This is a genomic window from Bradyrhizobium sp. 23 (assembly GCF_023073295.1).
GTDB classification, from domain to species: Bacteria; Pseudomonadota; Alphaproteobacteria; order Rhizobiales; family Xanthobacteraceae; genus Bradyrhizobium; species Bradyrhizobium canariense_D.
This window is the reverse complement of record NZ_JADPJF010000148.1, coordinates 90,066-112,256: the sequence shown is the minus strand read 5'-3', so window position 1 is coordinate 112,256 and position 22,191 is coordinate 90,066. Positions and strand designations below refer to the sequence as shown.

Annotated in this window: 24 protein-coding genes; 8 read left to right on the top strand and 16 right to left on the bottom strand. The window is 64.5% G+C overall.

Features of this window, described 5'->3' with window-relative positions; translation table 11 throughout:
• Positions 1–970, top strand: a 970-nt coding sequence (locus IVB32_RS33855) for a glycogen synthase (RefSeq protein ID WP_247412815.1), incomplete at its 5' end; no start/stop codon positions are given.
• A 127-nt stretch (positions 971–1,097) separates the two neighbouring features.
• On the opposite strand, the gene IVB32_RS33850 is transcribed toward IVB32_RS33855, so the two are convergent.
• The 3 genes from IVB32_RS33850 to IVB32_RS33840 all read right to left on the bottom strand — a co-directional run bounded on the left by IVB32_RS33850 (position 1,098) and on the right by IVB32_RS33840 (position 4,162).
• Complete coding sequence (locus tag IVB32_RS33850; protein ID WP_085385949.1) at positions 1,098–2,048, bottom strand: oxygenase MpaB family protein; 951 nt, start codon at positions 2,046–2,048, stop codon at positions 1,098–1,100.
• A gap of 84 nt (positions 2,049–2,132) precedes the next feature.
• Positions 2,133–3,278 (bottom strand): patatin-like phospholipase family protein, encoded by a 1,146-nt coding sequence (locus IVB32_RS33845; RefSeq protein WP_018457121.1) that lies wholly within the window; start codon positions 3,276–3,278, stop codon positions 2,133–2,135.
• A 68-nt stretch (positions 3,279–3,346) separates the two neighbouring features.
• Positions 3,347–4,162 (bottom strand): 3-hydroxybutyrate dehydrogenase, encoded by an 816-nt coding sequence (locus IVB32_RS33840; protein WP_094183368.1) that lies wholly within the window; start codon positions 4,160–4,162, stop codon positions 3,347–3,349.
• Between the two features lie 177 nt (positions 4,163–4,339).
• Between IVB32_RS33840 and IVB32_RS33835 the strand changes: the two genes are divergently transcribed.
• Positions 4,340–5,227 (top strand): LysR family transcriptional regulator, encoded by an 888-nt coding sequence (locus IVB32_RS33835; protein ID WP_018457123.1) that lies wholly within the window; start codon positions 4,340–4,342, stop codon positions 5,225–5,227.
• Positions 5,228–5,251: 24 nt separating this feature from the next.
• Here the strand turns inward: IVB32_RS33835 and IVB32_RS33830 are convergent, their stop codons facing one another.
• Together IVB32_RS33830 and IVB32_RS33825 are read right to left on the bottom strand one after the other, a co-directional pair.
• The gene (locus tag IVB32_RS33830; RefSeq protein WP_085362251.1) at positions 5,252–5,968 is read right to left on the bottom strand and encodes a peroxiredoxin-like family protein; all 717 of its coding nucleotides are present in this window, start codon (positions 5,966–5,968) and stop codon (positions 5,252–5,254) included.
• A gap of 80 nt (positions 5,969–6,048) precedes the next feature.
• Positions 6,049–6,333 carry a hypothetical protein gene (locus IVB32_RS33825; RefSeq protein WP_204510571.1) on the bottom strand — a complete coding sequence of 95 codons (285 nt, stop codon included), beginning with the start codon at positions 6,331–6,333 and terminating at the stop codon, positions 6,049–6,051.
• A 242-nt stretch (positions 6,334–6,575) separates the two neighbouring features.
• Here IVB32_RS33825 and IVB32_RS33820 point away from each other — a divergent pair, with 242 nt between their 5' ends.
• Both IVB32_RS33820 and IVB32_RS33815 read left to right on the top strand, forming a co-directional pair.
• Positions 6,576–7,058, top strand: coding sequence for a cupin domain-containing protein (locus tag IVB32_RS33820; RefSeq protein WP_204510570.1), 483 nt, complete (start codon positions 6,576–6,578; stop codon positions 7,056–7,058).
• 100 nt (positions 7,059–7,158) lie between these two features.
• Positions 7,159–8,361: an MFS transporter gene (locus IVB32_RS33815; RefSeq protein WP_204510569.1), complete on the top strand. Its 1,203-nt coding sequence runs from the start codon at positions 7,159–7,161 to the stop codon at positions 8,359–8,361.
• On the opposite strand, the gene ccoS is transcribed toward IVB32_RS33815, so the two are convergent.
• From ccoS to IVB32_RS33765, 10 genes are all read right to left on the bottom strand, one after another.
• Positions 8,358–8,525: a cbb3-type cytochrome oxidase assembly protein CcoS gene (gene ccoS, locus IVB32_RS33810; RefSeq protein WP_007594007.1), complete on the bottom strand. Its 168-nt coding sequence runs from the start codon at positions 8,523–8,525 to the stop codon at positions 8,358–8,360. The genes IVB32_RS33815 and ccoS overlap by 4 nt on opposite strands.
• On the bottom strand, positions 8,525–10,717 hold the full coding sequence (locus tag IVB32_RS33805; protein ID WP_204510568.1) for a cation-translocating P-type ATPase: 2,193 nt from the start codon (positions 10,715–10,717) through the stop codon (positions 8,525–8,527). The genes ccoS and IVB32_RS33805 overlap by 1 nt, the downstream gene beginning before the upstream one ends.
• 11 nt (positions 10,718–10,728) lie before the next feature.
• Positions 10,729–11,214, bottom strand: a complete 486-nt coding sequence (locus tag IVB32_RS33800; RefSeq protein ID WP_085352098.1) for a FixH family protein — start codon at positions 11,212–11,214, stop codon at positions 10,729–10,731.
• Positions 11,215–11,229: 15 nt separating this feature from the next.
• Complete coding sequence (ccoG, locus tag IVB32_RS33795; protein ID WP_204510567.1) at positions 11,230–12,696, bottom strand: cytochrome c oxidase accessory protein CcoG; 1,467 nt, start codon at positions 12,694–12,696, stop codon at positions 11,230–11,232.
• Positions 12,697–12,806: 110 nt separating this feature from the next.
• Positions 12,807–13,682: a cytochrome-c oxidase, cbb3-type subunit III gene (gene ccoP / locus IVB32_RS33790; protein ID WP_247300295.1), complete on the bottom strand. Its 876-nt coding sequence runs from the start codon at positions 13,680–13,682 to the stop codon at positions 12,807–12,809.
• 6 nt (positions 13,683–13,688) lie between these two features.
• Positions 13,689–13,853 (bottom strand): CcoQ/FixQ family Cbb3-type cytochrome c oxidase assembly chaperone, encoded by a 165-nt coding sequence (locus IVB32_RS33785; protein WP_018457132.1) that lies wholly within the window; start codon positions 13,851–13,853, stop codon positions 13,689–13,691.
• Positions 13,854–13,866: 13 nt separating this feature from the next.
• Complete coding sequence (gene ccoO, locus IVB32_RS33780; protein ID WP_247300297.1) at positions 13,867–14,601, bottom strand: cytochrome-c oxidase, cbb3-type subunit II; 735 nt, start codon at positions 14,599–14,601, stop codon at positions 13,867–13,869.
• A 10-nt stretch (positions 14,602–14,611) separates the two neighbouring features.
• On the bottom strand, positions 14,612–16,261 hold the full coding sequence (gene ccoN, locus IVB32_RS33775; RefSeq protein WP_007607681.1) for a cytochrome-c oxidase, cbb3-type subunit I: 1,650 nt from the start codon (positions 16,259–16,261) through the stop codon (positions 14,612–14,614).
• A gap of 210 nt (positions 16,262–16,471) precedes the next feature.
• Positions 16,472–16,897: a CBS domain-containing protein gene (locus tag IVB32_RS33770; protein WP_085362242.1), complete on the bottom strand. Its 426-nt coding sequence runs from the start codon at positions 16,895–16,897 to the stop codon at positions 16,472–16,474.
• A gap of 38 nt (positions 16,898–16,935) precedes the next feature.
• Positions 16,936–17,769 (bottom strand): universal stress protein, encoded by an 834-nt coding sequence (locus tag IVB32_RS33765; RefSeq protein ID WP_204510564.1) that lies wholly within the window; start codon positions 17,767–17,769, stop codon positions 16,936–16,938.
• A 205-nt stretch (positions 17,770–17,974) separates the two neighbouring features.
• Between IVB32_RS33765 and fixL the strand changes: the two genes are divergently transcribed.
• The 4 genes from fixL to IVB32_RS33745 all read left to right on the top strand — a co-directional run bounded on the left by fixL (position 17,975) and on the right by IVB32_RS33745 (position 21,397).
• Complete coding sequence (gene fixL, locus IVB32_RS33760; RefSeq protein WP_085362240.1) at positions 17,975–19,492, top strand: sensor protein FixL; 1,518 nt, start codon at positions 17,975–17,977, stop codon at positions 19,490–19,492.
• Positions 19,493–19,495: 3 nt separating this feature from the next.
• On the top strand, positions 19,496–20,113 hold the full coding sequence (fixJ, locus tag IVB32_RS33755) for a response regulator FixJ (protein ID WP_018457137.1): 618 nt from the start codon (positions 19,496–19,498) through the stop codon (positions 20,111–20,113).
• 59 nt (positions 20,114–20,172) lie between these two features.
• The gene (locus IVB32_RS33750) at positions 20,173–20,595 is read left to right on the top strand and encodes a response regulator (RefSeq protein WP_018457138.1); all 423 of its coding nucleotides are present in this window, start codon (positions 20,173–20,175) and stop codon (positions 20,593–20,595) included.
• A 103-nt stretch (positions 20,596–20,698) separates the two neighbouring features.
• Complete coding sequence (locus tag IVB32_RS33745) at positions 20,699–21,397, top strand: helix-turn-helix domain-containing protein (RefSeq protein WP_026233309.1); 699 nt, start codon at positions 20,699–20,701, stop codon at positions 21,395–21,397.
• Positions 21,398–21,435: 38 nt separating this feature from the next.
• Here IVB32_RS33745 and IVB32_RS33740 read toward each other — a convergent pair.
• On the bottom strand, positions 21,436–22,191 hold a 756-nt coding region (locus tag IVB32_RS33740), incomplete at its 5' end, for an MFS transporter (protein ID WP_247412814.1).

Sequence of the window (22,191 nt, the reverse complement as noted above, 5' to 3'; positions counted from 1 at the left end):
CCTCGCCTGGCGCGGCTCCAAGCTGCCGTCGATCCTGACCATTCACAACCTCGCCTATCAGGGCCTCTTCCCGAAGGACTCGCTGCGGCGGATCGGCGCGCCGGAGAGCTCCTTCCACATCGACGGCGTCGAGTTCTACGACCAGCTCTCCTTCCTCAAGGCCGGGCTGGTCTACGCCTCGCATCTCACCACAGTCAGCGGCACCTATGCGCGGGAGATCACCACGGATGAATTCGGCTGCGGTCTCGAAGGCCTGCTTCGAGTCCGCTCCGACGCGGCCGAGCTCACCGGCATCCTCAACGGCATCGACGAGAGCTGGGACCCGCGTTCCTGCGCCCAGCTTGCCCAGCAGTTCGGCGCCGGCGACTGGGTCGGCAAGAAGGCCAATGCGGATTACGTGCGCAAGCAGTTCGGGCTTGCGGTGTCGCGCGGCCCGATGTTCGGCATCGTCGCCCGCCTCGTGCACCAGAAGGGCATCGACCTCGTGCTGGCGGCGGCCGACGAGATCGTCGATGCCGGCGGGCAGATCGTGGTCACCGGCTCCGGCGAGCCGGCGCTCGAGCAGGCGCTAATCGACGCGCATCGCCGGCGGCCTGACGCGATCGGGGTCGTGATCGGCTTCAACGAGGCCCAGGCGCGCCGCATCTTCGCCGGTAGCGACTTCACATTGATGCCGTCACGCTTCGAGCCCTGCGGGCTCAGCCAGATGTACGCCCAGCGCTTCGGCTCGCTGCCGATCGGCCACCAGACCGGCGGCCTCGCCGAGACCATTACCGACGGCGAAACCGGCTTCCTGTTCTCAAAACCTTCGCATGAATCCTTCCTCGGCGGCGTCCGCCGTGCGTTCTCCGCCTTCATGGCGCAGGACCAGCTCGACACCATGCGTCGCAGTGCGATGGGACGGTCGTTCTCCTGGAGCATCCCGGCCGGCAGCTACAACGCGCTGTACCGGAAGCTGGCGGCGGTGTGAGGCCTGCGTGTCCTCGTCATTGCGAGCGTAGCGAAGCAATCCAGACTGTTTCCGTGGCAGCAGCCTGGATTGCTTCGTCGCAAGAGCTCCTCGCAATGACGGTGGTTTGTGGCAACGGCGGAGGACTTCACCCCCTCCCGCGCACATCCATCTGCGACCGTCCGATCCAGGCACGGTTGAGGCACCGCGTCATCCAGTCGGGCTGCGGCTCTCCGCGCAGCCGCGCTTGCGCTTCCTGGTAGGGACCGACATAGCGCAGCCGGTCTGGCAACCTTGGATAGACCCGCCGTATCCATCGCAGCGCCTTCTCGGCGGATCTGGTGTCACGCTCGTCAAGCTCGAACCCGAATCCCACACGCAAGCTTTCCGGCAGCAGGCTCGCGGTGAGCGCGCGATACCAGCGCGGCGGACGCAACCACGGGCGCGCTCCACCAAAGATCTGCGCGGCGATCTCGCGCGCGGCCGGGCTGACGGTCAGCGTATCCGACTGCGTCATTGCCGCGGTGTAGGCCGCAAAGCCGGACCAGTCCGCCGGCAGATCGTGCGCCGTCAACCCGAACAACGCACCGAACAACCGACTCTCGGCCCAGTAGCGTTCGCGTTCGTCCGCCGAGAGCGGCGGCAAGACCAGATCATGCGCCATCAGCGCGGTCTCGACCAGCGTGGCATGAACCCAGCGCAGCGACGGGATGTCGTTGGCACAGTAGCGCGAGCCTGCCGCGAATGGACCGACGGTCTCGGGCATCTCGCCGACGATCATGCTGTGGCGCCGGTGCAATTGCCGCGACGACAACAGCGCGCGGTCAAGCGAACCGAACACCATGGCAAAGACGATGTCGAAGGTGCGGTGAAATCGTCCGATCGGATCAGCGAGGGTTTTCGAATGCTCGGCGATGGCGGCGGCGACCCAGGGATGCGCGAGTTGAAGGAGCAGCGCCCGGCCGGCGCCGAGAAAGATCACGGCCTCGCGGTCGATTTGCCAGGTCACCGTGTCAGGGCCGAACACGCCGGCGACCGGTCCCGCCGCGTTGGCGCGGACGGTATCAAGGGCAGATTCAAGTTCGCTCCCGGACACCACCTGCAGGGACTTTCGATTGCGGACCAGGACCGACAATCCGCAAGGCATGTGGCAATTCGATGAAGGGGACGATCGCTTGCGGCCCTACTCCGCCGCCATCGGCATCTCGTCCATATGTTCGTGCAGCACCACGCTCGCGAGCGGATCGAACTCGCCAACCCACGGCCTTCGCTCAAGCACTGACTTTGTGTGCGAATAGCCGGCATCCCAGCGCCGCATGATGCCGGACGGACTGAAGTCGATATCCTTGGTGTGGCTCTCGCGGTCGAGCTGCGGCGCAAGCAGGCGCACGACATGCATCCTGGTCGGGCAGCCGTAGTCGATCAATTCCCTCACCGCCGGATTGCTGCGCTCGCTTTCAGGCAGTCGCGCGGCGAGCTGGCTAATGACGTGGCGCAGGCGATGGGTTTGCTGCTGGCGCGTGATCTGGCTCGCGATCCGGCTGGAATATTGCACATCCTTGTGCCGGTTCAGCACCTCCGCCATCGTGGTCGGCTCGGCGCCGGCGGGATTCCACAAATGCACGGCGAGGATCAGCGAATTTTTGCGCGGATTGTCGTCGAAGACGGCCTCGGTCGGCGTGTTCGACAGAATGCCGCCGTCCCAATAGAGCTCGCCGTCGATGCGTACCGCCGGAAACGCCGGCGGCAGCGCGCCCGAAGCCATGACATGCTTCACCGTCAGCTCGCCGTCGCGGCTGTCGAAATAGCGCATCTGGCTGCTGCGGACGTGAGCGGCGCCGACCGTCAACCGTGGCGCGCAGCGGTTGATCCGGCCGAAATCGACAAGCTCGAGCAGCGTCCGCTCCAGCGGCGCCGTCGAATAGAAGCCGGCGTGATCGGCTCCGAGCGGATAGGAATCGCCCGCATGCGCCAATGGATTGGGACGGAAGAAGCCGGGAATGCCGTGGGTCAAGGTCGACCAATAGGCGAGCTTTTCATTGAAGCCGGCAAACGGGGTGCGCAGATTCCAGACCGGATTCTGCTCCATCCGTTTCCAGAACTGCTTCAGGCGCAGCAGCCGCTGGTCAGGCGCGTTGCCCGCAATGAGCCAGGCATTGATGGCGCCGATCGAGGTGCCGATGATCCAGTCCGGCTCGATGCCGGCCTCGTGCAGCGCCTGGTACACCCCGGCCTGATAGGATCCGAGTGCACCGCCGCCCTGAAGCACCAGCACCACCTGGCCGGGCAGATCCTTCGACACGCTGGTATCGCGCTTCACATCGTTCATATTCTGCTCCCTGAGAGCCCGTACCCTTGCCATGTTCGCTCCTAGCGACCCTATGTTACGCGCTCGCCTCAATGCGCGGTCCAGCCTCCGTCCACGGGCAACGCAATCCCGGTGATCGTGGCCGCTGCGTTGGTGGACAGAAATACGCTGAGCGCACCGAGCTCCTCGACGGTCGAGAAGCGCTTGTTCGGCTGTTGCGCCAGCAGCACGTCACGGATCACCTGGTCACGCGAGATTCCATGCGCCTTGGCCTGCCCATCGATCTGCGCCTCGACCAGTGGCGTATAGACATAGCCGGGACAGATCGCGTTGCAGGTAATGCCCTCTTCTGCCGTCTCCAGCGCGGTCACCTTGGTGAGCCCGACGATGCCGTGCTTGGCGGCGACGTAGGCCGCCTTGAACGGCGAGGCGACCAGGCCGTGCGCGGAGGCGATGTTGATGATCCGCCCGAACCCGTTCTGTCGCATTGCGGGCAGCGCGAGCCGCGTGGTGTGGAAGGCCGACGACAGATTGATCGCGAGGATCTGGTCCCATTTCTCGACCGGAAACTGCTCCAGCGGCGCAACGTGCTGGATGCCGGCATTGTTGATCAGGATATCCAGGCGGCCGGCCTGCGCAACCGTCGCCGCGATCATTTCGGCGATCGAATTCGGTCTGGTCATGTCGGCCGGCGAAAACCTTGCCTTGACGCCGAACTCCGCCGCGATCTGCTCGCGCGTCCGGTCGAGCTCGGCCGCCACACCAAGGCCGTTCAGCACGATGTCGGCGCCGGCCGCGGCAAGTGCCCGCGCGATACCGAGGCCGATGCCACTGGTTGAGCCCGTGACCAGCGCAACCTTGCCCGCGAGCGCCCGGGAGGCGGACGTCTGCGGTTTGACGGACATATTCACGGGCAAACTCCTTTGACATGACGACTTGTGCTGAGCCGACTGTGAAGCATCGCCGGGTTTGACGGAAATGCCCGTTGGCTTCCGAAACCATGCCTGTGCGCTATTGCGGTCGGGATGTCATTCTCCGCGCCGATCGGCTAGCTTTCGGCTGATCTTGCTGGGAGCCGATCCATGGAAATGCACCAGGTCCGCTATTTCCTCGCGGTGGCGCAACTCTTGAACTTCACGCGTGCCGCCGAGGAATGCAACGTGACGCAGCCTTCGCTGACGCGCGCGATCAAGCAGCTCGAGGCCGAGCTCGGCGGCGATCTGTTTCGCCGCGAACGGCCCGCGGCGCAATTGACCGAGCTCGGCCAGCGCATGCATCCGCTGCTGAAGCAGTGTTTCGAAGCGGCCACCGGCGCCCGATCGCTGGCCTCCTCGTTCCGGAGCGGCGAGATCGGCGCGCTCCGCGTCGCGCTGACGCATGCGATCGACCTGTCGCTCCTCATTCCGCATCTCAACCAGATCAAGCGGCAGTTCAACCGGCTCGAATTCCGCTTCCTGCGCGGCTCGAGTCGTGAAGTGGCCGAGTTCCTGAAGAAGGGCGAGGCCGAGCTAGGGATTGCCGCGGACATCGACGAGGCCTGGGAGCGGCTCGATGTCTGGCCGCTGTTCACCGAGAGCTTCGAGCTCGTGGTCAGCGACGGACATCGCCTGGCCGGCCGCAGCAGCATCGCACTGGACGATCTGCGCGCGGAGCAGCTGCTGAGCCGGACGTTTTGCGAGCATTCCGCCCGTATCTCGGCGAGCCTGCGCGAGCACGGCATCGCGATCGAGCAGGGTCACGAAATCTCGAACGAGCGCGATTTGATCGAGCTGGTCGAGGCCGACATCGGCGTCGCCATGCTGCCGCACACCTCGCCCGTTCCGGAGACGTTGACGCGCGCTGCGGTCGCCGGGCTGGACGCCCGTCGCACCGTCAGCCTCTACGGGGTGGCCGGCCGGCAGCGCACGGCGGTGGCCAATGCCGTTATGCGCATGTTGCGCGGTGCGGATTGGCGGGAGATTGCGGGGTAGCAGCCACGCTCGCTCCTCACTCTTTCAGGCCTCCCTGCTCGCGCCTTCCAACGCTTCAAGCAGATCATCGATCTCGATTCGCTTGCGGAAATCCGGATCGACGAAGCGGGCTTTCACGAGACCGTCGCGACCAACGACGAACACGGCCGGGATCGGCAGCATCCAGCCATCATTGCCGTGGAATTTCGCCATGTCCTGATAGGACAACAGGTGCTGGATCTCGGCACCGAGCCAGATCGCGAGATTGAGCGACAACGCATAGCCGTTGTCGAGGTCGGTCAGGATCGGAAATGGGGCACCAGCTTCCGCCTTGAGCTGCTGGGTGTATTCCTGCGTCTCCGGCATGATCGCGACTATGCGCGCACCCATGGACTCGACGCGGTCCAGCGCCTGGACCACCGCGCGGACATTGAGCCGGCAATAGGGACACCAATGGCCGCGGAAAAACATCACGGCGACCGGGCCGCTCTCCAGCAGTGAGGACAGCGCGACGAGACGCCCGCTCTCGTCCGGCAACATGAACGGCGGCATCGACTCGCCCGGACGCGGCGCGGTCTCGCCGCCGCCGTTTCCATTCAATCTGGTCACCAGATTGTCGACTGCCTCGCCATAGGCCGGGAACACGTCGCGGCTGGCGTCGGCATAGGCGCGGAGCTGCTCGTTCAGCGTGCCATCCATGTCACGGCAGCGCTGGAAGGCGTGTTTAAGCCGCTCGGCATCGGCCGGCGAGAGAGAGGTCATCTTGCGCTCCAGCGTTCAGGGGACGAATATTAGGTGCCCGATCCGGCCGCCCGCAAGGGGCGGCCGTCATGCGCACGCGATCAGTTCACGTAGAAATTGCCGGTCGGGTCCAGCCGCCCCGAGGTGGAATACAGCGATCCGTTGTCCATGAAGAAGACGGTGTTGTCGGGGACTTTCTTGGCGTTCTTCATCATGGCCTCGTGGTTCTTCTCCGCCGGGGCCATGGCCATCGCCGACATCTTGCCGGGTCCGCCATACATATAGGCCATGCCGGCCTTGAAGTCCCATGTGGCTTCCGCGAAGGCCGATGTGGCGATGACCACGAACGCAGCCGTGGCAATCAAGGTCTTGGACAATTTCGTCATGAGATGTTCCTCCGGAGTGACGTGAACGCCCGCCAACCGGGCGCCCCACCATCGAACGCCAGTCGCTCGGGAAGCGGAAATGCCAATCCCCAATCGGTTCGATAGCGAGCGCCTATCGGGCCCGATAGCGCCGGTCTATCGCAGCGAGAGCGAAAGAGCATTTCAGAACGAGCGCTCTCTCGACGAAAGTCCCAACATAGCCAGCGACCATTGCGGTTGCGGCCAACACAGGAGACGTCCCGATGTTCAAGCATCACACATTGTCGCGTGCGGTCTGGCCCGGCTTGGCCATCCTCGGCGTATTGACACTCTCGGCGCAGCCAGTCTCCGCCGGCGAATGCCCGGCCGACAAGATCAAGCCGAACGCGCAGCAGATGGTCGACTACAAGCCGGTCGGCGTCACCGACGTCACGCTCGGCGCCATCGACCTCGGCAAACAGCCGGCGCATATCGAAGGCCGCGAGCTGCGCTTCCGCAAGCTGACCATCGAGCCCGGCGGCATCGTGCCCTGGCACAGCCATGACGACCGCCCTGCCCTGATCTTCGTGCAGCAAGGCGAGATCGTCGAACACGTTTCCAACTGCGTCGATCCGATCGTGCACAAGGCCGGCGACATCCGCCCGGAGGTGTCCGGCACCTCGCACTGGTGGAAGAACCTCGGCAAGGAAACGGTCATTCTCTATGTCGGCGACGTCCGCAAGGACCCGCACGACCACAACATGTAACGGGTGCGCGACCCCAGCGCACGCGTGACGGAATGTGGCGCCCGCGATCCCCATGCTGCCCCGCATGCGGGCGCCACATTCATCACAAGGGAGGCCTGCCATGACCGATCTTTCCGCGCCGATCAAACCAACCGCGATGGCGATGGACGCGCATTCACCAGGTCTTGCGCTTCGCTCTCTCGTGATCGGCCTCACTGCGTTCCTGACGGTCGTCGATCTCTTCGCGACGCAGGCGATCCTGCCCTCGCTGACGCGCCGCTACGGCGTCACGCCGGCCGCGATGAGCCTGGCCGTCAACGCCAGCACGTTCGGCATGGCCGTCGCAGGCCTCGTCGTCGGCCTTCTCAGCCCGCACATCGACAGGCGGACCGGCATCCTGCTCAGCCTGACCCTGCTCGCGATTCCGACGAGCCTGCTGGCGACTGCACCCAATCTTGCCGTCTTCACCGGCCTGCGGGTCGCGCAGGGTCTCTGCATGGCGTCCGCCTTCGCATTGACATTGGCTCATCTCGGCGAGCAATGCAGCGCAATGGATTCCGGCGGCGCCTTTGCCGCCTACATCACAGGAAACGTCGCCAGCAATCTCGTCGGCCGGCTGGTCTCGGCCGCGATCGCCGATAGCCTTGGCCTGGCATGGAATTTCTACTTCTTCGCGGCCCTCAATCTGGCCGGTGCCGCCCTGGTCTATTTCACCATTGCGCGCGTACAGCCGACGCGTGCAACGACGTCGACGGCATCGGCGTTTGCCGCGACGATCGCGCAGTGGCAGGATGCACGGCTGCGTGCCGCCTACGGCATCGGCTTCTGCATCCTGTTCGCATTCATCGGCACCTTCACATTCGTCAATTTCGTTCTGGTTCGACCACCGCTGTCGCTGGGCATGATGGACCTCGGCTTCGTTTACTTCGTCTTCCTGCCGTCGGTGGTCACCACGTTGCTGGCTGGCAAAGTGGCGTCGCGCCTCGGAACGCGTCCGACGATCTGGGGCTCGCTCGCCATCGCCGGGGTCGGCTTGCCGCTGATGTTGGTCCCGCACCTGGGCGCGGTCCTCGCCGGGATGGTTCTGGTCGGAACCGGCACCTTTTCCGCGCAAGCGGCTGCGACAGGATTCGTCGGACAGGCTGCGGCTGTAAACCGCGGCATCGCCAGCGGCACCTATCTCGCCTGCTATTTCTGCGGTGGGCTCGTCGGCACCGCCGTCCTCGGCCGGCTGTTCGACGCGTATGGCTGGCATGCCTGCGTGGCCGGGGTGGGCCTGGCGCTCGCTGTCGCGGCCCTGCTGACGCTCGCCTTGAAGCGCTAGCGCTTGGCCGGCGCCTCCTGCGGCGGCTCGTCGTCGGCGATGGCGCGCCAGGCGGCGCCGTCGAGATCGTCGTACTGGCCGCTTCGAAGCGACCAAAGGAAAGCGGCCAGACCGGCGAGACCGAGCATCAGCGCCAGCGGCACCAGGATGACCAGGATTTCCATCACACGATCTCCCGCGGGGCGCCGCGCGCACGCAGCGAATTCAGCATCACCAGGATCGACGATCCGCTCATGGCGGCAGCCGCGATCAGCGGCGTGACGACGCCGCTGATCGCGACCGGCACCGCGAGGAAATTGTAGCCGATCGCCAGCCAGAGATTCTGCCGCATCAGGTGCAGCGCCTTGCGCGAAGCATCGATGGCGGCGACAACCGGGGCCAGCGGCCGACCGAGGAAGACGAGATCGGCGGTCGCTTGGCTCAAATGCGCGGCCGAGATCGGCGATATCGAGACATGGGCCGCCGCCAGCGAGGGCGCATCGTTCATGCCGTCGCCGACCATCAGGACCTTCATGCCCCGCTGCTTCAGGACCTCGATCCGCGCGATCTTGTCGGCCGGGGTCACCCCGGCGCGCCATTCGGAGATGCCCAGCGCGTGGGCCGCCGCGATCACCGCCGGTTCACGGTCGCCGGAGAGAATCTCGATGCCGATATTGCGCGCCTTCAGCGCCGCGATCACAGCCTGCGCATCGGGACGGAGGCCCTGGCGCACGGAGAGGATGAATTTTTCGCTGCCCTTGCTGAAAGCCACGACGGAGGCTTCGGGGTCGAGATGTGTCACGTCCGAGACCAGCGTCTCGGCGCCGCAGAAAGACGGACGGCCGAGGCGAATCTCGATGCCATCGACCACAGCGCGCACGCCCTGGCCGGCCTCCTCGACCGCGCCAACGATCGGCGATCTGGCGTCGGCGGCCTGCGCGACCGCGGCGGCGACCGGATGATGGCTCGACAGCGCGAGCCGCCCGGCAAGCTCGAAGATGTCTGCTGGAATATCGGCCGCATTCATCACTTCGAGATCGGGCAGCGTCAGCGTGCCGGTCTTGTCGAAGACGACGTGATCGGCTTCCGCGAGACGCTCGATGGCATCGCCGGAATTCAGCAGGACACCAGCCTTGAACATCGCGCCAGAGGCCACGGTCTGTACCGTCGGAATGGCGAGCCCGAGCGCGCAGGGACAGGTGATGATCAGCACCGCGACGCCGGTCACGATGGCATCATGCCAGCCGGCGCCCGCGATGACCCAGCCGAGGATGGTGACGAGCGCGGTGGCATGCACCACCGGCGCGTAGAGTCGCGAAGCGCGGTCTGCGAGCCGCATGTAGCGCGAGCGCGCCTGCAGCGCATTGTCGAGCAGCCGCGTGATCTCGGCGAGCAGCGTCGCCTCGGAGGCCGCCGAGACCCGCACCCGCAAGGTCCCCGAGATGTTCATCGATCCCGCATAGACCGGCGTGCCCTGGCCTGCCGTGACGTAGAGCGTCTCGCCGGTGATCAGGCTCTGGTCGATCTCGGAACGGCCCTCGATCACAGTGCCGTCGACCGCGCAGCGCTCGCCGGGCCGCAGCAGCACGATGTCGCCGGGATAGATCGCGGCCACCGGCACTTGGGATATCTCGTCGGGCCCGACGAACTTGGCCGCGGTCTCCGCCTTGAGCGCGGCGAGATTGCCCGCGACCGCGCGGGTCCGCCGCCGCATGTTCTGGTCGAGGAAGCGACCGACCAGTAGGAAAGTGAGCAGCATGATCGCCGCGTCGAAATAGGCGTGCTCGGCGTGGTTGATGGTCTCGACCACGGACATGCCGAGCGCCAGCGTCACGCCGATCGAGATCGGCACGTCCATGTTGGTGGTCCTGGCCGACAGCGCGCGCCAGGCCGAGCGGAAGAACGGCTGGCCGGCATAGGCCGCCGCCGGCAGCGCGATCAGCGCCGACAGCCAGTGGAAGAAATCGCGCTGCTCCGGCAGCATGTCCGAGACGTTGCCGGACCACACCGGGATCGACAGCATCATCACGTTCATGGTGGCGAACGCGGCGACGCCGAGGCAACGCAGCAGGAAGCGCGATTCGGCGACCTCGGTCGCCTCCGCGCTCTCGGTTTCGTAAGGATAGGCCTTGTAGCCGAGCTCTTCGAGGCGATCGATGAAGCTGATAGGATCGAGCGTGCCCGCCTTCCATTCCAGCGCAACGCGCCGGTCGGTGAGGTTCACGCGCGCCAGCGTGACGTCGGGAATCGCGGACAGCCCGCGCTCGATCTTGGCCATACAGCCGGCGCAGTGCACGCCCTCGACCGCGAGATCGATGTGCTGGACGCCCTCGCCCGCAGTCCGGACGTAATGCGAAAAGTCCCGCGAGACGTGCATGGCAAAATCCTTCAGTTCAGGATCACGCGGTTGCGCGACATGAACACGCGCGTTCCCCGCGCCTCGCCTTGGATCACCAAGTCCCACTGGCCCGACGCGACCGATGCGGCATCGCCGCGATAGAGGCCGATACCGGCCTCCGAGAGCTCGATTGCGAGATCGGCGCGCTTGTCGGTCGGCCGCTCCAGGCGGCCGCCGAATTTCAGTCCGGCGATCGGCTGGCCGCTCGCGTCGCGCGCCTCGACCTGAAGCACGGCGCCGCCATCGGCGCGGCGCTCGACATGGGCGTTGACCTTCCATTTGCGCGCAGCCTGGTCCTGCGCCGCCGAGATCTCGCGGTCATAGGCGAGCCCAGCGGCATAGGGGCTGTCGACGTCCGTCCCTGGCAGCGTCGCGATCGCGAGCTTCATCATGGTCGCGTTGACGCCGATCACGACGCCGAAGAAGGCGACCAGCATCAGAAACACTTTTGTTCCGGTCAGCGGCTTGGTTGCCATGGCGAACTCCTGATCCTAGGGCGCGACGAAATTGTCGGTGGCGCTGGCGACTTCGCCGAGGCCGATATCGGTGACGTGAAAGTGAACCGGGATGGACTTTTCCGGATTGCCCTCCACCGAAGCGGTCACGAGCAGCCGCAGCTCGCTGGTGGAGTCGCGCGGAACCACGATCATCGGCCGGTCCGGCGTCACAGAATCGATTCCGATGACATGGATTGTCGCATTGACCGGGCCGCTCGCGTCGATCGCGATGACCCGGTCGTAACCGCTCTTGTTGAGCAGCCGCACCGTGTAGGCATTGCGGATCGAGCCGTCGCTGAGCCTGACCGCGACCGGGTTGCGGTCGTGCAGCACGTTGACGTCGAGCAGGCTGCGAGTCGCCAGCGTATAGATCATGATGCCGCCGACCGCCGCGATGATCGCGCTGTAGGAGACGGTGCGGGCCCGGACGATGCGGTAGATCGGCGCCTTGCCTTCCTGGCGGCGCTGGATGTTGACGTCGTTGTCATAGCCGATCAGCCGCTTCGGCCGGCCGATTTTCGTCATCACATTGTCGCAGGCATCAATGCAGAGCCCGCACTGGATGCATTCCATCTGCGGTCCGTTGCGGATGTCGATGCCGGTCGGGCAGACCGCCACGCACTGGTAGCAATCGACGCAATCACCAACCTGCTGCCCGAGCGCGCGCAGCTCGGCCGCCTTCTTCACCGACGTACGCTTCTCGCCGCGGTCGTAGCGGTAGGTGACGTTGAGCGCCCATTCATCGGTTAGCGCCGCCTGGATGCGCGGCCACGGGCACATATAGGTGCAGACCTGCTCGCGCATGTAGCCGGCGAGCAGATAGGTCGTCGCGGTGAGAATGCCGATCCAGACATAGGCGAGCATCGGCGCCTGGAACGTGACGAGTTCCTTGACCAGCGTCGGTGCGTCGTTGAAATAGAGCACCCAGGCGCCGCCGGTCCACCACCCGATCAAGAGCCAGATCGAATGTTTGAGCACGATCTCGGAGATCCGCTCCAGCTTCATCGGGTCGGACGATTTGTCCTTCTTCATCCGCTCGCGCCGGTCACCCTCGATCAGACGCTCGACCGCATAGAACAGGTCGGTCCACACCGTCTGCGGACAGAGATAGCCGCACCAGATACGGCCGCCGACCGAGTTCATCAGGAATAGCGCCACCGCGGCGACGATCAGCAGGCCGGTGAAGTAGTAGACCTCCTGCGGCCACAGCTCGATGAAGAAGAAATAGAAGCGACTGTTGGGAAGATCGATCAGCACCGCTTGGCTGGGAGCGCCGAGTCCGCGGTTCCAGCGCACGAACGGCAGGAAGTAGTAGACGCCGAGGCAGAAGGCCATCAGGCCCCATTTGATCCGGCGGAAGGTGCCGGAGGTGCTCTGGGGATAGACTTTCTTCTGGGCCACATAGAGCGGCCCGTTGTCATCGTCTAATGGGAGCTCTTTTGGGTTCGCGGTCCTGTTCATCGCCTGCAGCTTTTCGAGAGGTGCGATAAAACCTAGACCCGACGCCGCCGCGTCAGTTGATCCAGCGCAAGCGGGAGCTTTTTTGTTCGCCCCCGCGTGTCCCGGATTGGCTATTTTCCGCCGCCCAGCGAGTGGACGTAAACTGCCATCGCCTTGATGGTGGCGGGATCGAGCCGCCCTTCCCAGGCCGGCATCACGCCCGCGCGGCCCTGGCTGATGGTCTCGATCAGCGTCGCCTCGTCCGAACCATAGAGCCAGATCTTATCGGTCAGGTTGGGGGCACCCATCTCCGGGTTGCCCTTGCCGCCGCCGCCATGGCAGGCGACGCAATTCTCCGCGAAGATCTTCTCGCCCTTGGCCGCGTCATAGCCCTTGCGGGTCGGAAGGCCCGACAGTGCCCGGACATAGTTGGCGGCCGTGACGATCTCATCCGGCTTCAGCACGCCGTCCTTGCCGAATGCGAGCATCTGGCCTTCATGCGTCTTGGCGTGGCCGGAACGTGCGCCGAACTGGATGGTCTGCATGATCTGGTCGAGCGAACCGCCCCACAGCCAGTCGTCGTCGTTCAGATTCGGATAGCCCTTGGCACCCGCGCCGCCTGAGCCGTGACATGGCGCGCAATTGTCGCCGAACACGGTCTTGCCCTTGGCGCGCGCGAGCGCCAGCAGCGCCGGGTCCTTCTCGATGTCGGCGAGCGAGGCCGCGCCCAGCGCAACCATCTTGGCTCCGCGGATCTTCTCGAGATTGGCGAGCTCGACCGCGACATCGGCGCGTGTCGAGTAGCCGAACAGGCCCGTGGTATTGCTGGAGATCAGCGGCCAGGCCGGATACACGATCCAGTAGCCGATCGACCAGACGATGGTGAGGTAGAAGCTGATCACCCACCAGCGCGGCAGCGGCGTGTTGAGCTCCTTGATGCCGTCCCATTCATGTCCGGTCGTGGACTTGCCGGTGACGGAATCGATGTCGCTATGATGATCGGTCATGGTCTCTCACTCCTCCCGCAACGGCAGGTGTGCTGCTTCGTCGAACGCAGCCTTGTTACGGGGCCATAATGCGTAGGCGATGATCGCGAGAAAGATCGCGACGAACACCGGCGTCCAGATCGTGGTCACGAGACCGGACGCGAGATTGTCGAGTGTCAGGATGGCTTTCATCGTGGGTGCCTTCTCAGCGAAGATTGGCTTTCTCGTTGTAGATCTTGAAATCGACCAGCGTGCCGAGCATCTGGAGATAGGCGATCAGCGCGTCCATCTCGGTCGGCGTGCCGGCCTTGCCGTCGAAGTTGCGCACCACGGCCTTGGCGTAGCGCTTGGTGAAAGCGTCGGAGCCGGCATTGTCAGGATCGGCCTGGGCCTTCATGTCGGCGCCCGCATTGGCGATCTGGTCGTCGGTGTAGGGCGTGCCGACGGTCCGCAGCGTGCGCATGTGGTCGGCGATCGTGTCCGGATCGACCTCGGTCTGGCTGAGGAACGGATAGCCTGGCATCACCGACTGCGGCACGATCGCGCGCGGATTGGCCAGATGGGTCACATGCCAGTCGTCGGAATATTTGGCGCCGACGCGGGCAAGGTCGGGACCGGTGCGCTTCGAGCCCCACTGGAACGGATGGTCGTACATGCTCTCGGCGGCCAACGAGAAATGTCCGTAGCGCTCGACCTCGTCGCGCAAGGGCCGGATCATCTGCGAATGGCAGAGATAGCAGCCCTCGCGGATGTAGACGTTGCGCCCGGCGAGCTCCAGCGGCGTATACGGCCTGATCCCGTCGACCGCCTCGATCGTGCTCTTGAGGTAGAACAGCGGGGTGATCTCGACGAGACCGCCGATCGCGATCACCAGCAGGATGCCGACGATGAGGATGATCGAGTTCTTTTCGAAGATTTGGTGGCGTGTCCAGAACGACATGGAAGACTCCTCATTCCGCCGGCTGAAGAGCGACGGGCATCTGGACTTCCTGTTCGCCGACGCGAACCGTCATCCAGAGATTATAGGCCATGATCAGCGCGCCGATCAGGAACAGCCCGCCGCCGGCGGCGCGGATGATGTAGAAGGGATGCATCGCCTCGACGGTCTCGATGAAGGAATATTCGAGGAAGCCGAGCGAGGTGTAGGCGCGCCACATCAGGCCCTGGAGGATGCCGGACACCCACATCGCCGAGATGTAGAGGACGATGCCAAGCGTCGCGATCCAGAAGTGCCAGTTGACGAGCTTGAGGCTGTAGAGGCCCTTCCGATTCCAGATCCAGGGCACGAGGCAGTAGAGCGCGCCGAAGGAGACGAAACCAACCCAGCCGAGCGCGCCGGAGTGCACGTGGCCGATGGTCCAGTCGGTGTAGTGGCTGAGCGAGTTGACCACCTTGATCGACATCATCGGGCCTTCGAAGGTCGACATGCCGTAGAAGGCGACGGAGACCACGAGCATGCGCAGCACGGGATCGGTGCGCAGCTTGTCCCAGGCGCCCGACAGCGTCATCAGGCCGTTGATCATGCCGCCCCAGGACGGCATCCACAGCATGATCGAGAAGGTCATGCCGAGCGTCTGGGTCCAGTCCGGCAGCGCCGTGTAGTGCAGATGGTGTGGGCCGGCCCAGATGTACAGGAAGATCAGCGCCCAGAAGTGGATGATCGAGAGACGGTAGGAATAGATCGGCCGCTCGGCCCGCTTCGGAATGAAGTAATACATGATGGCGAGGAAGCCGGCGGTCAGGAAGAAGCCGACCGCGTTGTGGCCGTACCACCACTGGAACATGGCATCCTGGATGCCGCCCCAGGCGATGTAGGATTTCGAGCCGAACACCGAGACCGGCAGCGCCGGGTTGTTGCCGAGATGCAAGACCGCGATCGTCACGATGAAGGCGAGATAGAACCAGTTCGCAACAAAGATGTGCGGCTCCTTGCGCTTGATGATCGTGGCAAGGAAGACCAGCAGATAGGTGACCCAGACGATGGTCAGCCACAGATCGGCGTACCATTCCGGCTCGGCATATTCCTTCGACTGGGTGACGCCGAGCAGATAGCCGGTGCCGGCGATCAGGATGAAGAAATTGTAGCCTACGACGACGAACCAGGGCGCGAGATCGCCTGCAAGGCGCACGCGGCAGCTCTTCTGGACGACGTAGAACGACGTCGCGATCAGGACGTTGCCGCCGAAGGCGAAGATCACTGCGGACGTGTGCAGCGGACGCAGGCGGCCGAAGCTGGTCCAGGGCAGATCGAAGTTCAGCGCCGGCCACGCCAGTTGCGAGGCGATGATGAGGCCGACGAGAAAGCCGGCAATGCCCCAGAACATCGCCATGACGGAGGAGAACTTGATCGGCCCCATGTTGTAGTTGGGCCGGCCGTTGATCTCCGCAGGCGGCAGCGCCGCCGGTCGGTCGAGGTAACGGTTGATGATGCAGAAGACCGCGGCCAGGCTCGCCGCCGCGCTCAGCGCGGCATGGAAGGCGAAGGGCGCATCGAGCGCCTTGGCCGAGGCAATCACGCAGAGGAAGGCGGTGACCGCGAACACGACAGCCAGGCCGCTTTCACCTGACGTCATGGACTTGGAGATGGAGGGCTGGCTCATGCGGACTCTCTCTGAAAGAACACAGGGCCAGAAACCACATTCGCCCTCGCGGGGAATTGATTGAAATCAAGCTATGTGGATTTCTGTTAATGTGAGACCGATGTAGATCGCAGAGCGATATCAGTCGCTTGGGCACCGCAGAGCATAAACGGCAGCCCACCGCCTGCGTGACATGGCGGAGTCGAGAATTGCGAATCTGCAGCCGCCTCCTCAGTCGCGTGCCGTCGCCTTGAGCGCCGCGATGACGTCCTCGCGCGCGACGATTCCGATCAGCTTCTGCGCGCCGTCGAGCACGATGATGCTCCTGATGCGGTGCTCGACCATGATCTGGAGCACGCGCGTCAGCCGCGTGTCGGGGCTGACATAGATAAAGTCGGGCGTCATGACGTCGCCGATTTTGCGGGTCATCAGGTCGTGGTAGCGCGGCAGCATCTGGCTCGGCGTGAAGGCGAAGCACTTCAGGATGTCGAACTTGGTGACGATGCCGACGACCTGTCCGTCGTCCTCGACCGGATAGGAATTGAAATCATCGCGCTCGAACATCTCGCTCAGCGCGAGCAGGTCGAGGTCGCGCCTCACTGTCCTGACGTCCTGCGTCATGTAGCTTTCGACGGTCTGTTCAAGGAATCTGTACACGGCGCGTCCTCTTTGATTGGTCTTGTATCGCTCCAGCGTCAGTGCGACAGCAGCACGCAGCGGGCAGATTGAGTGACCAGATATTGGGTGACGCCGCCGAGGATCAGTTCGCGGAAGCGCGAATGACCGTAGGCACCGGCGACGATCATGCTGGCGCCGACGTCGCCGGCAATTTTCTCCAGTTGCCCGGCGACGGTTTCGTTCCGGGCCGCTTCGGAAACGCGCGTGATCGCGGTCACGCCGTGGCGGGCAAGCCACGCCGTCACGTCGGTCGCGCCAGCGACCGCGGCAGTGCGGTCGTCGTCACCTTCGGGAATTGCGAGGACGGTGACATCCCTGGCCTTGCGCAGTAATGGCAGCGCATCGGCGAGCGCCCGCCGCGCTTCCGGCGTATCCTTCCACGCCACCAGGACGCTGCGCAGATCGAGCCAGTTGACCCCGTCAGGCACGACCAGGATCGGTCGGCCGGCTTGCATCACCAGATCCTTTGGGCTCGCGAGCGCGAAGGCGTCGGAGAAGGCCGGGCTCTGCCCGCCGGCGACGACGATGTCGGCGCAACGTGCCTGAGCGAACGTAAGGCGCGCCGGGAAATCCATGGCGCTGCGCCATTCCACATGCCCGCCGCGATTCCTGATCGCGGCGCGGAATTGCGCCTCGAGCCTGCTCAGGCGTCGCTTGACCGAGGCTTCTCCCTCATCGATCAGTCCCTGCGCTGCGGCGCCATCGCTGTAGTAGAGCGGCGGGGCGAACTGCGCCGCAGCAACGCCGATGATCGACGCCTCAAATCGTTCGGCAAGCTCGCCCGCGACCTGAAGCCGCGCCTCGTTGGGCTGATCGAGCGCCAGGCTGACCATCACGGTCGCGTATGTCATCGGAGTCTCCGGGGCAATGAGCTTTGATCCGATCGTAAGCCCACCGCCGCCGGGGCAGGATGAGATAGATCAAAACCTTGGATCACCGCGCCGGCCGGAAATCTGCCGATGGTATAAGACATCGGAACTTGCCTCTGGCCCCTCCTTGGGTACATTGCCAACGGTAACGCTGTGCGGTTCCCCGCATCAGAATGGGAGTGATCGTTTGGCGCCGACCCGCGTGATTCATCCGCAAGATGACGGCCGGGGCGAACATTTCCGCGTTCGAATCGAAGGATTTGGCGTCGGGACCTGGGACCTCGATCTCAAGACACTGGAGTTGGAGTGGTCGGAGACGGCCAGGATCCTGTTCGGAATCGAATCTGGCCAATCGGTGAGTTACGCGCTGTTCCTGTCCCGGCTGGAGCCGAACGACCGCGAGCGGATCGAGAGTGCGATCCGACACGTCTCCGAACGGGGCGGCAGCTTCGACGTGTCGTTCAGGGTCGCGGGGGCGTTGGGCAGAGCGCAGTGGATCCGTGCGCGCGCGGGGCTGATTCGGGACGACGCCGGCGCCGCCCGACATCTCAGCGGCATCTTTCTTGACGTCGATGAAGAGAAGCAGGTCGAGGAAACCCTGCGCACGCGCGAGAGTCACCTCCGCTCGATCCTCCAGACGATTCCAGACGCCATGATCGTCATCGACGGCCACGGCGTCATCCAGCTCTTCAGCGCGGCGGCCGAGCGCCTGTTCGGCTGGGTCGAGTCGGAGGCGATCGGCCAGAACGTCCGCATCCTGATGCCGGAGCCCGACAGCTCACGTCACGACGGCTACATCGCGCGCTACCGGACCACCAGCGACCCACACATCATCGGCATCGGCCGCATCGTGACCGGCAAGCGCCGCGACGGCACGACCTTTCCGATGCACCTGTCGATCGGCGAGATGCAGTCGGGCGGCGAGCCCTATTTCACCGGTTTCGTCCGCGATCTGACCGAGCATCAGAAAACCCAGGCGCGGCTCCAGGAACTGCAGTCCGAACTTGTCCACGTCTCGCGGCTGAGCGCGATGGGCGAAATGGCGTCCGCGCTCGCTCACGAGCTCAACCAGCCGCTGGCAGCGATCAGCAACTACATGAAGGGGTCGCGGCGGCTCCTCGCCGGAAGCCAGGATCCGAATACGCCGAAGATCGAGAGCGCGCTGGACCGCGCCGCCGAGCAGGCGCTGCGCGCCGGCCAGATCATCCGCCGCTTGCGCGACTTCGTCTCCCGCGGCGAATCGGAGAAAAGGGTCGAGAGCCTGTCCAAGCTGATCGAGGAGGCCGGCGCGCTCGGGCTCGCCGGCGCGCGCGAGCAGGACGTGCAGCTTCGGTTCAGCCTCAATCCAAATGCCGATCTCGTGCTCGCCGACCGGGTGCAAATCCAGCAGGTGCTGGTCAACCTCTTCCGCAACGCGCTGGAAGCGATGGCGAAGTCGCCACGGCGCGAGCTCGTCGTCACCAACACCCGCGCCGCCGACGACATGATCGAGATCGAGGTCTCCGACTCCGGCTCCGGCTTCCAGGACGACGTCATGCCAAACCTGTTTCAGACTTTCTTCACCACCAAAGACACCGGCATGGGCGTGGGACTTTCCATCAGCCGCTCGATCATCGAGGCTCACGGCGGCCGGATGTGGGCCGAGAGCAACGCATCGGGTGGGGCGACATTCCGCTTCACCTTGCCGGCAGCCGACGAGAACTGATCCATGACGACCAAGGGAACCATCTACGTCATTGACGACGACGAGGCGATGCGGGATTCGCTGAACTTCCTGCTGGATTCAGCCGGCTTCGGCGTCACACTGTTCGACAACGCGCAGAGTTTTCTCGATGCCCTGCCCGGCCTCGCCTTCGGCTGCGTCGTCTCCGACGTGCGGATGCCCGGCATCGATGGGATCGAGCTTCTGAAGCGCCTGAAGGCGCAGCGCAGCCGGTTTCCGATCCTGATCATGACCGGTCATGGCGACGTGCCGCTCGCGGTCGAGGCGATGAAGCTCGGTGCGATGGATTTCCTGGAAAAGCCGTTCGAGGATGACCGCCTCGTCGCCATGATCGAATCCGCGATCCGCGAGGGCGAGCCGGCCGCCAGGAACGAGGCCATGGGCCAGGACGTCGCCGCTCGCGTCGCGTCCCTGAGCCCCAGAGAACGACAGGTCATGGAGGGGCTGATCGCGGGCCTCTCCAACAAGCTGATCGCTCGCGAGTACGACATCAGCCCGCGCACCATCGAGGTCTACCGGGCCAACGTAATGACCAAGATGCAGGCCAACAGCCTGTCGGAGCTGGTCCGGCTAGCGATGCGCGCCGGAATGCTCAATGATTGAAGTCAACAGGAGTTGAGGCAAGTCAAAACCCTCCGCTCGCCCTGTGCTACCAGATCGGAATGATTGCGATCAGCTCCCATCCCGAGCGGCTCCAGATGTCGTCACCCGCAAAGCCAACTGTCTATGTGGTCGACGACGATGCCGCTGTGCTTGGCTCGCTGAGGTTTTTGCTGGAAACCGACGGTTTTGCCGTACGGACCTTCAGGAACGCCACGGCGCTGCTCAATGCGGCGCGCCCGTCCGGTGCAGACTGTTACGTGATCGACTACAAAATGCCTGACATCAACGGCATCGAGCTGGCCGGGCGACTGCGCCAGTCCGAGGGCGATACCCCCGTGATCCTGATCACCGGCTATCCCGACTCGAATATCTCGGCCCGGGCGGCGGCCGCAGGCGTGAATGAAGTGATTCTGAAGCCGCTTCTGGACGAAAACCTGGTCAAACGCATTCGCCACGCCATCCAGAACCGGGTCCATAGCTGACCTACGGGATTCTACGTAAGGCAATCTCCTTAAGATATCTCGCGAAATTTTCGAGGCACCCGATACCGCGTACCTAAGCGTCATCACAACGGAGATGGCGCAGATGCTGACCCAGACCTTCAACGCCCCGGCGATCAAGACCCAGATCGGCGGCAAGATCGCACCCGCCCATCCCGTCTCTGACCAGTTCGGTGCGATCGCCGGCCATGTCGGCCTCGTTGCCACCGAGTTCTCCTACCGCAAGGAGGAGGAAATCTATGGCGAGGACGAGTCGGCCGAGTATGTCTATCAGGTCGTCACCGGCGCCGTGCGCAGCTACAAGCTTCTCTCCGACGGCCGCCGCCAGATCGGCTCCTTCCACCTTCCCGGCGACGTGTTCGGCCTCGAATCCGGCACCACCCACCGCCTTGCTGCTGAAGCTATCATCGACACCACTGTGCGCCTCGTGAAGCGCGCGAGCCTCGAGAAGGCCGCAGCCACCGACGTCCAGGTCGCCCGCAAGCTTTGGGCGATGACCGCCGGTGAGCTTCGCCACGCCGAGGACCACATGCTGCTGCTGGGCCGCAAGACCGCGATGGAGCGCGTCGCAACCTTCCTGCTCGAAATGGACCGCCGCCTCGCGGTTGCAGGCATGATGGCGCTGCCGATGTGCCGCCGCGACATCGGCGACTATCTCGGTCTCACGCTCGAGACCGTCTCGCGCGCGCTGTCGCAGCTTCACGCCCAGGGCATTCTCGGCTTCTCCGGCGCCCGCCATATCGTGCTGCGCAACCGCGCACGCCTGCACAATCTCGACGCCTGATCTCCCCTCTCCCACCCCCTCATGGCCGGCTGATTGATTCAGCCGGCCATTTCTTTTGCTGCGATCATGCCCTTGCGCCGCGTCTCCGGCATGACAAGCAGAATAAGCAGAAGTCCCGTCGCCGCGACGCCGGACAGTCCGGTGAACGCCATGGCATTGCCGAATTTATCGCTGACATAGCCGCCAAGCGCGGTGCTCAGCGACGCGCCGATGCCCATTGCCGTGCCGACAATGCCCTGCGCGAGGTTGAAATGGCCGCTGCCGAAGGCGACGTCGGCCACGATCAGCGGGATCATCACCGCGAACACCGCCGCGGTGAGGCCGTCGAACACCTGCACCAGCACCAGCAGATACGGATCGCGCACTGTCGCGAACAGCAGACCGCGAATCGTCAGCGCCGCGAATCCGATCAGCAGCAGCGGCCTGCGGCCCCATACTTGCGCCTTGCGCCCGACGCTCGGCGACAGCAGCGCCACGATCGCCTGCGGCACGACGATGCAAAAAGCGACGAGCACCGTCGCCCACTCGCTCGATCGCGCTGTCACCGCGCTTGCCATCAGCGGCATCATCGAGGCGTTCGCGAGCTGCAACAGGAGCACGCTGAGTGCAAAGACAATGAGCGGCCGCTGCCGGATCAGATGCCAGATATTGGTGTCGCCGCGATCCTCCGCCTCGCGCGGCATCTCGCCGTGACAGCGCGCGATGTCGACTTCGTGCTCGCGGATGCGAGAGAGTGCGATCAAGGTGGGAATTGCGAGCAGGAAGGTGACCAGGAACACCGACCGGCTCGACAG

Coding starts and splice junctions, on each gene's coding strand:
- IVB32_RS33825 (WP_204510571.1), bottom strand. CDS start 6,333: ATGACGAAATTGTCCAAGACCTTGATTGCCACGGCTGCGTTCGTGGTC.
- IVB32_RS33845 (WP_018457121.1), bottom strand. CDS start 3,278: ATGAACGATGTGAAGCGCGATACCAGCGTGTCGAAGGATCTGCCCGGC.
- IVB32_RS33745 (WP_026233309.1), top strand. CDS start 20,699: ATGCTGACCCAGACCTTCAACGCCCCGGCGATCAAGACCCAGATCGGC.
- IVB32_RS33800 (WP_085352098.1), bottom strand. CDS start 11,214: ATGGCAACCAAGCCGCTGACCGGAACAAAAGTGTTTCTGATGCTGGTC.
- IVB32_RS33820 (WP_204510570.1), top strand. CDS start 6,576: ATGTTCAAGCATCACACATTGTCGCGTGCGGTCTGGCCCGGCTTGGCC.
- IVB32_RS33830 (WP_085362251.1), bottom strand. CDS start 5,968: ATGACCTCTCTCTCGCCGGCCGATGCCGAGCGGCTTAAACACGCCTTC.
- IVB32_RS33750 (WP_018457138.1), top strand. CDS start 20,173: ATGATTGCGATCAGCTCCCATCCCGAGCGGCTCCAGATGTCGTCACCC.
- IVB32_RS33840 (WP_094183368.1), bottom strand. CDS start 4,162: ATGTCCGTCAAACCGCAGACGTCCGCCTCCCGGGCGCTCGCGGGCAAG.
- IVB32_RS33815 (WP_204510569.1), top strand. CDS start 7,159: ATGACCGATCTTTCCGCGCCGATCAAACCAACCGCGATGGCGATGGAC.
- ccoP (WP_247300295.1), bottom strand. CDS start 13,682: ATGACCGATCATCATAGCGACATCGATTCCGTCACCGGCAAGTCCACG.
- fixJ (WP_018457137.1), top strand. CDS start 19,496: ATGACGACCAAGGGAACCATCTACGTCATTGACGACGACGAGGCGATG.
- IVB32_RS33765 (WP_204510564.1), bottom strand. CDS start 17,769: ATGACATACGCGACCGTGATGGTCAGCCTGGCGCTCGATCAGCCCAAC.
- ccoG (WP_204510567.1), bottom strand. CDS start 12,696: ATGAACAGGACCGCGAACCCAAAAGAGCTCCCATTAGACGATGACAAC.
- ccoN (WP_007607681.1), bottom strand. CDS start 16,261: ATGAGCCAGCCCTCCATCTCCAAGTCCATGACGTCAGGTGAAAGCGGC.
- IVB32_RS33805 (WP_204510568.1), bottom strand. CDS start 10,717: ATGCACGTCTCGCGGGACTTTTCGCATTACGTCCGGACTGCGGGCGAG.
- IVB32_RS33785 (WP_018457132.1), bottom strand. CDS start 13,853: ATGAAAGCCATCCTGACACTCGACAATCTCGCGTCCGGTCTCGTGACC.
- IVB32_RS33835 (WP_018457123.1), top strand. CDS start 4,340: ATGGAAATGCACCAGGTCCGCTATTTCCTCGCGGTGGCGCAACTCTTG.
- ccoS (WP_007594007.1), bottom strand. CDS start 8,525: ATGGAAATCCTGGTCATCCTGGTGCCGCTGGCGCTGATGCTCGGTCTC.
- ccoO (WP_247300297.1), bottom strand. CDS start 14,601: ATGTCGTTCTGGACACGCCACCAAATCTTCGAAAAGAACTCGATCATC.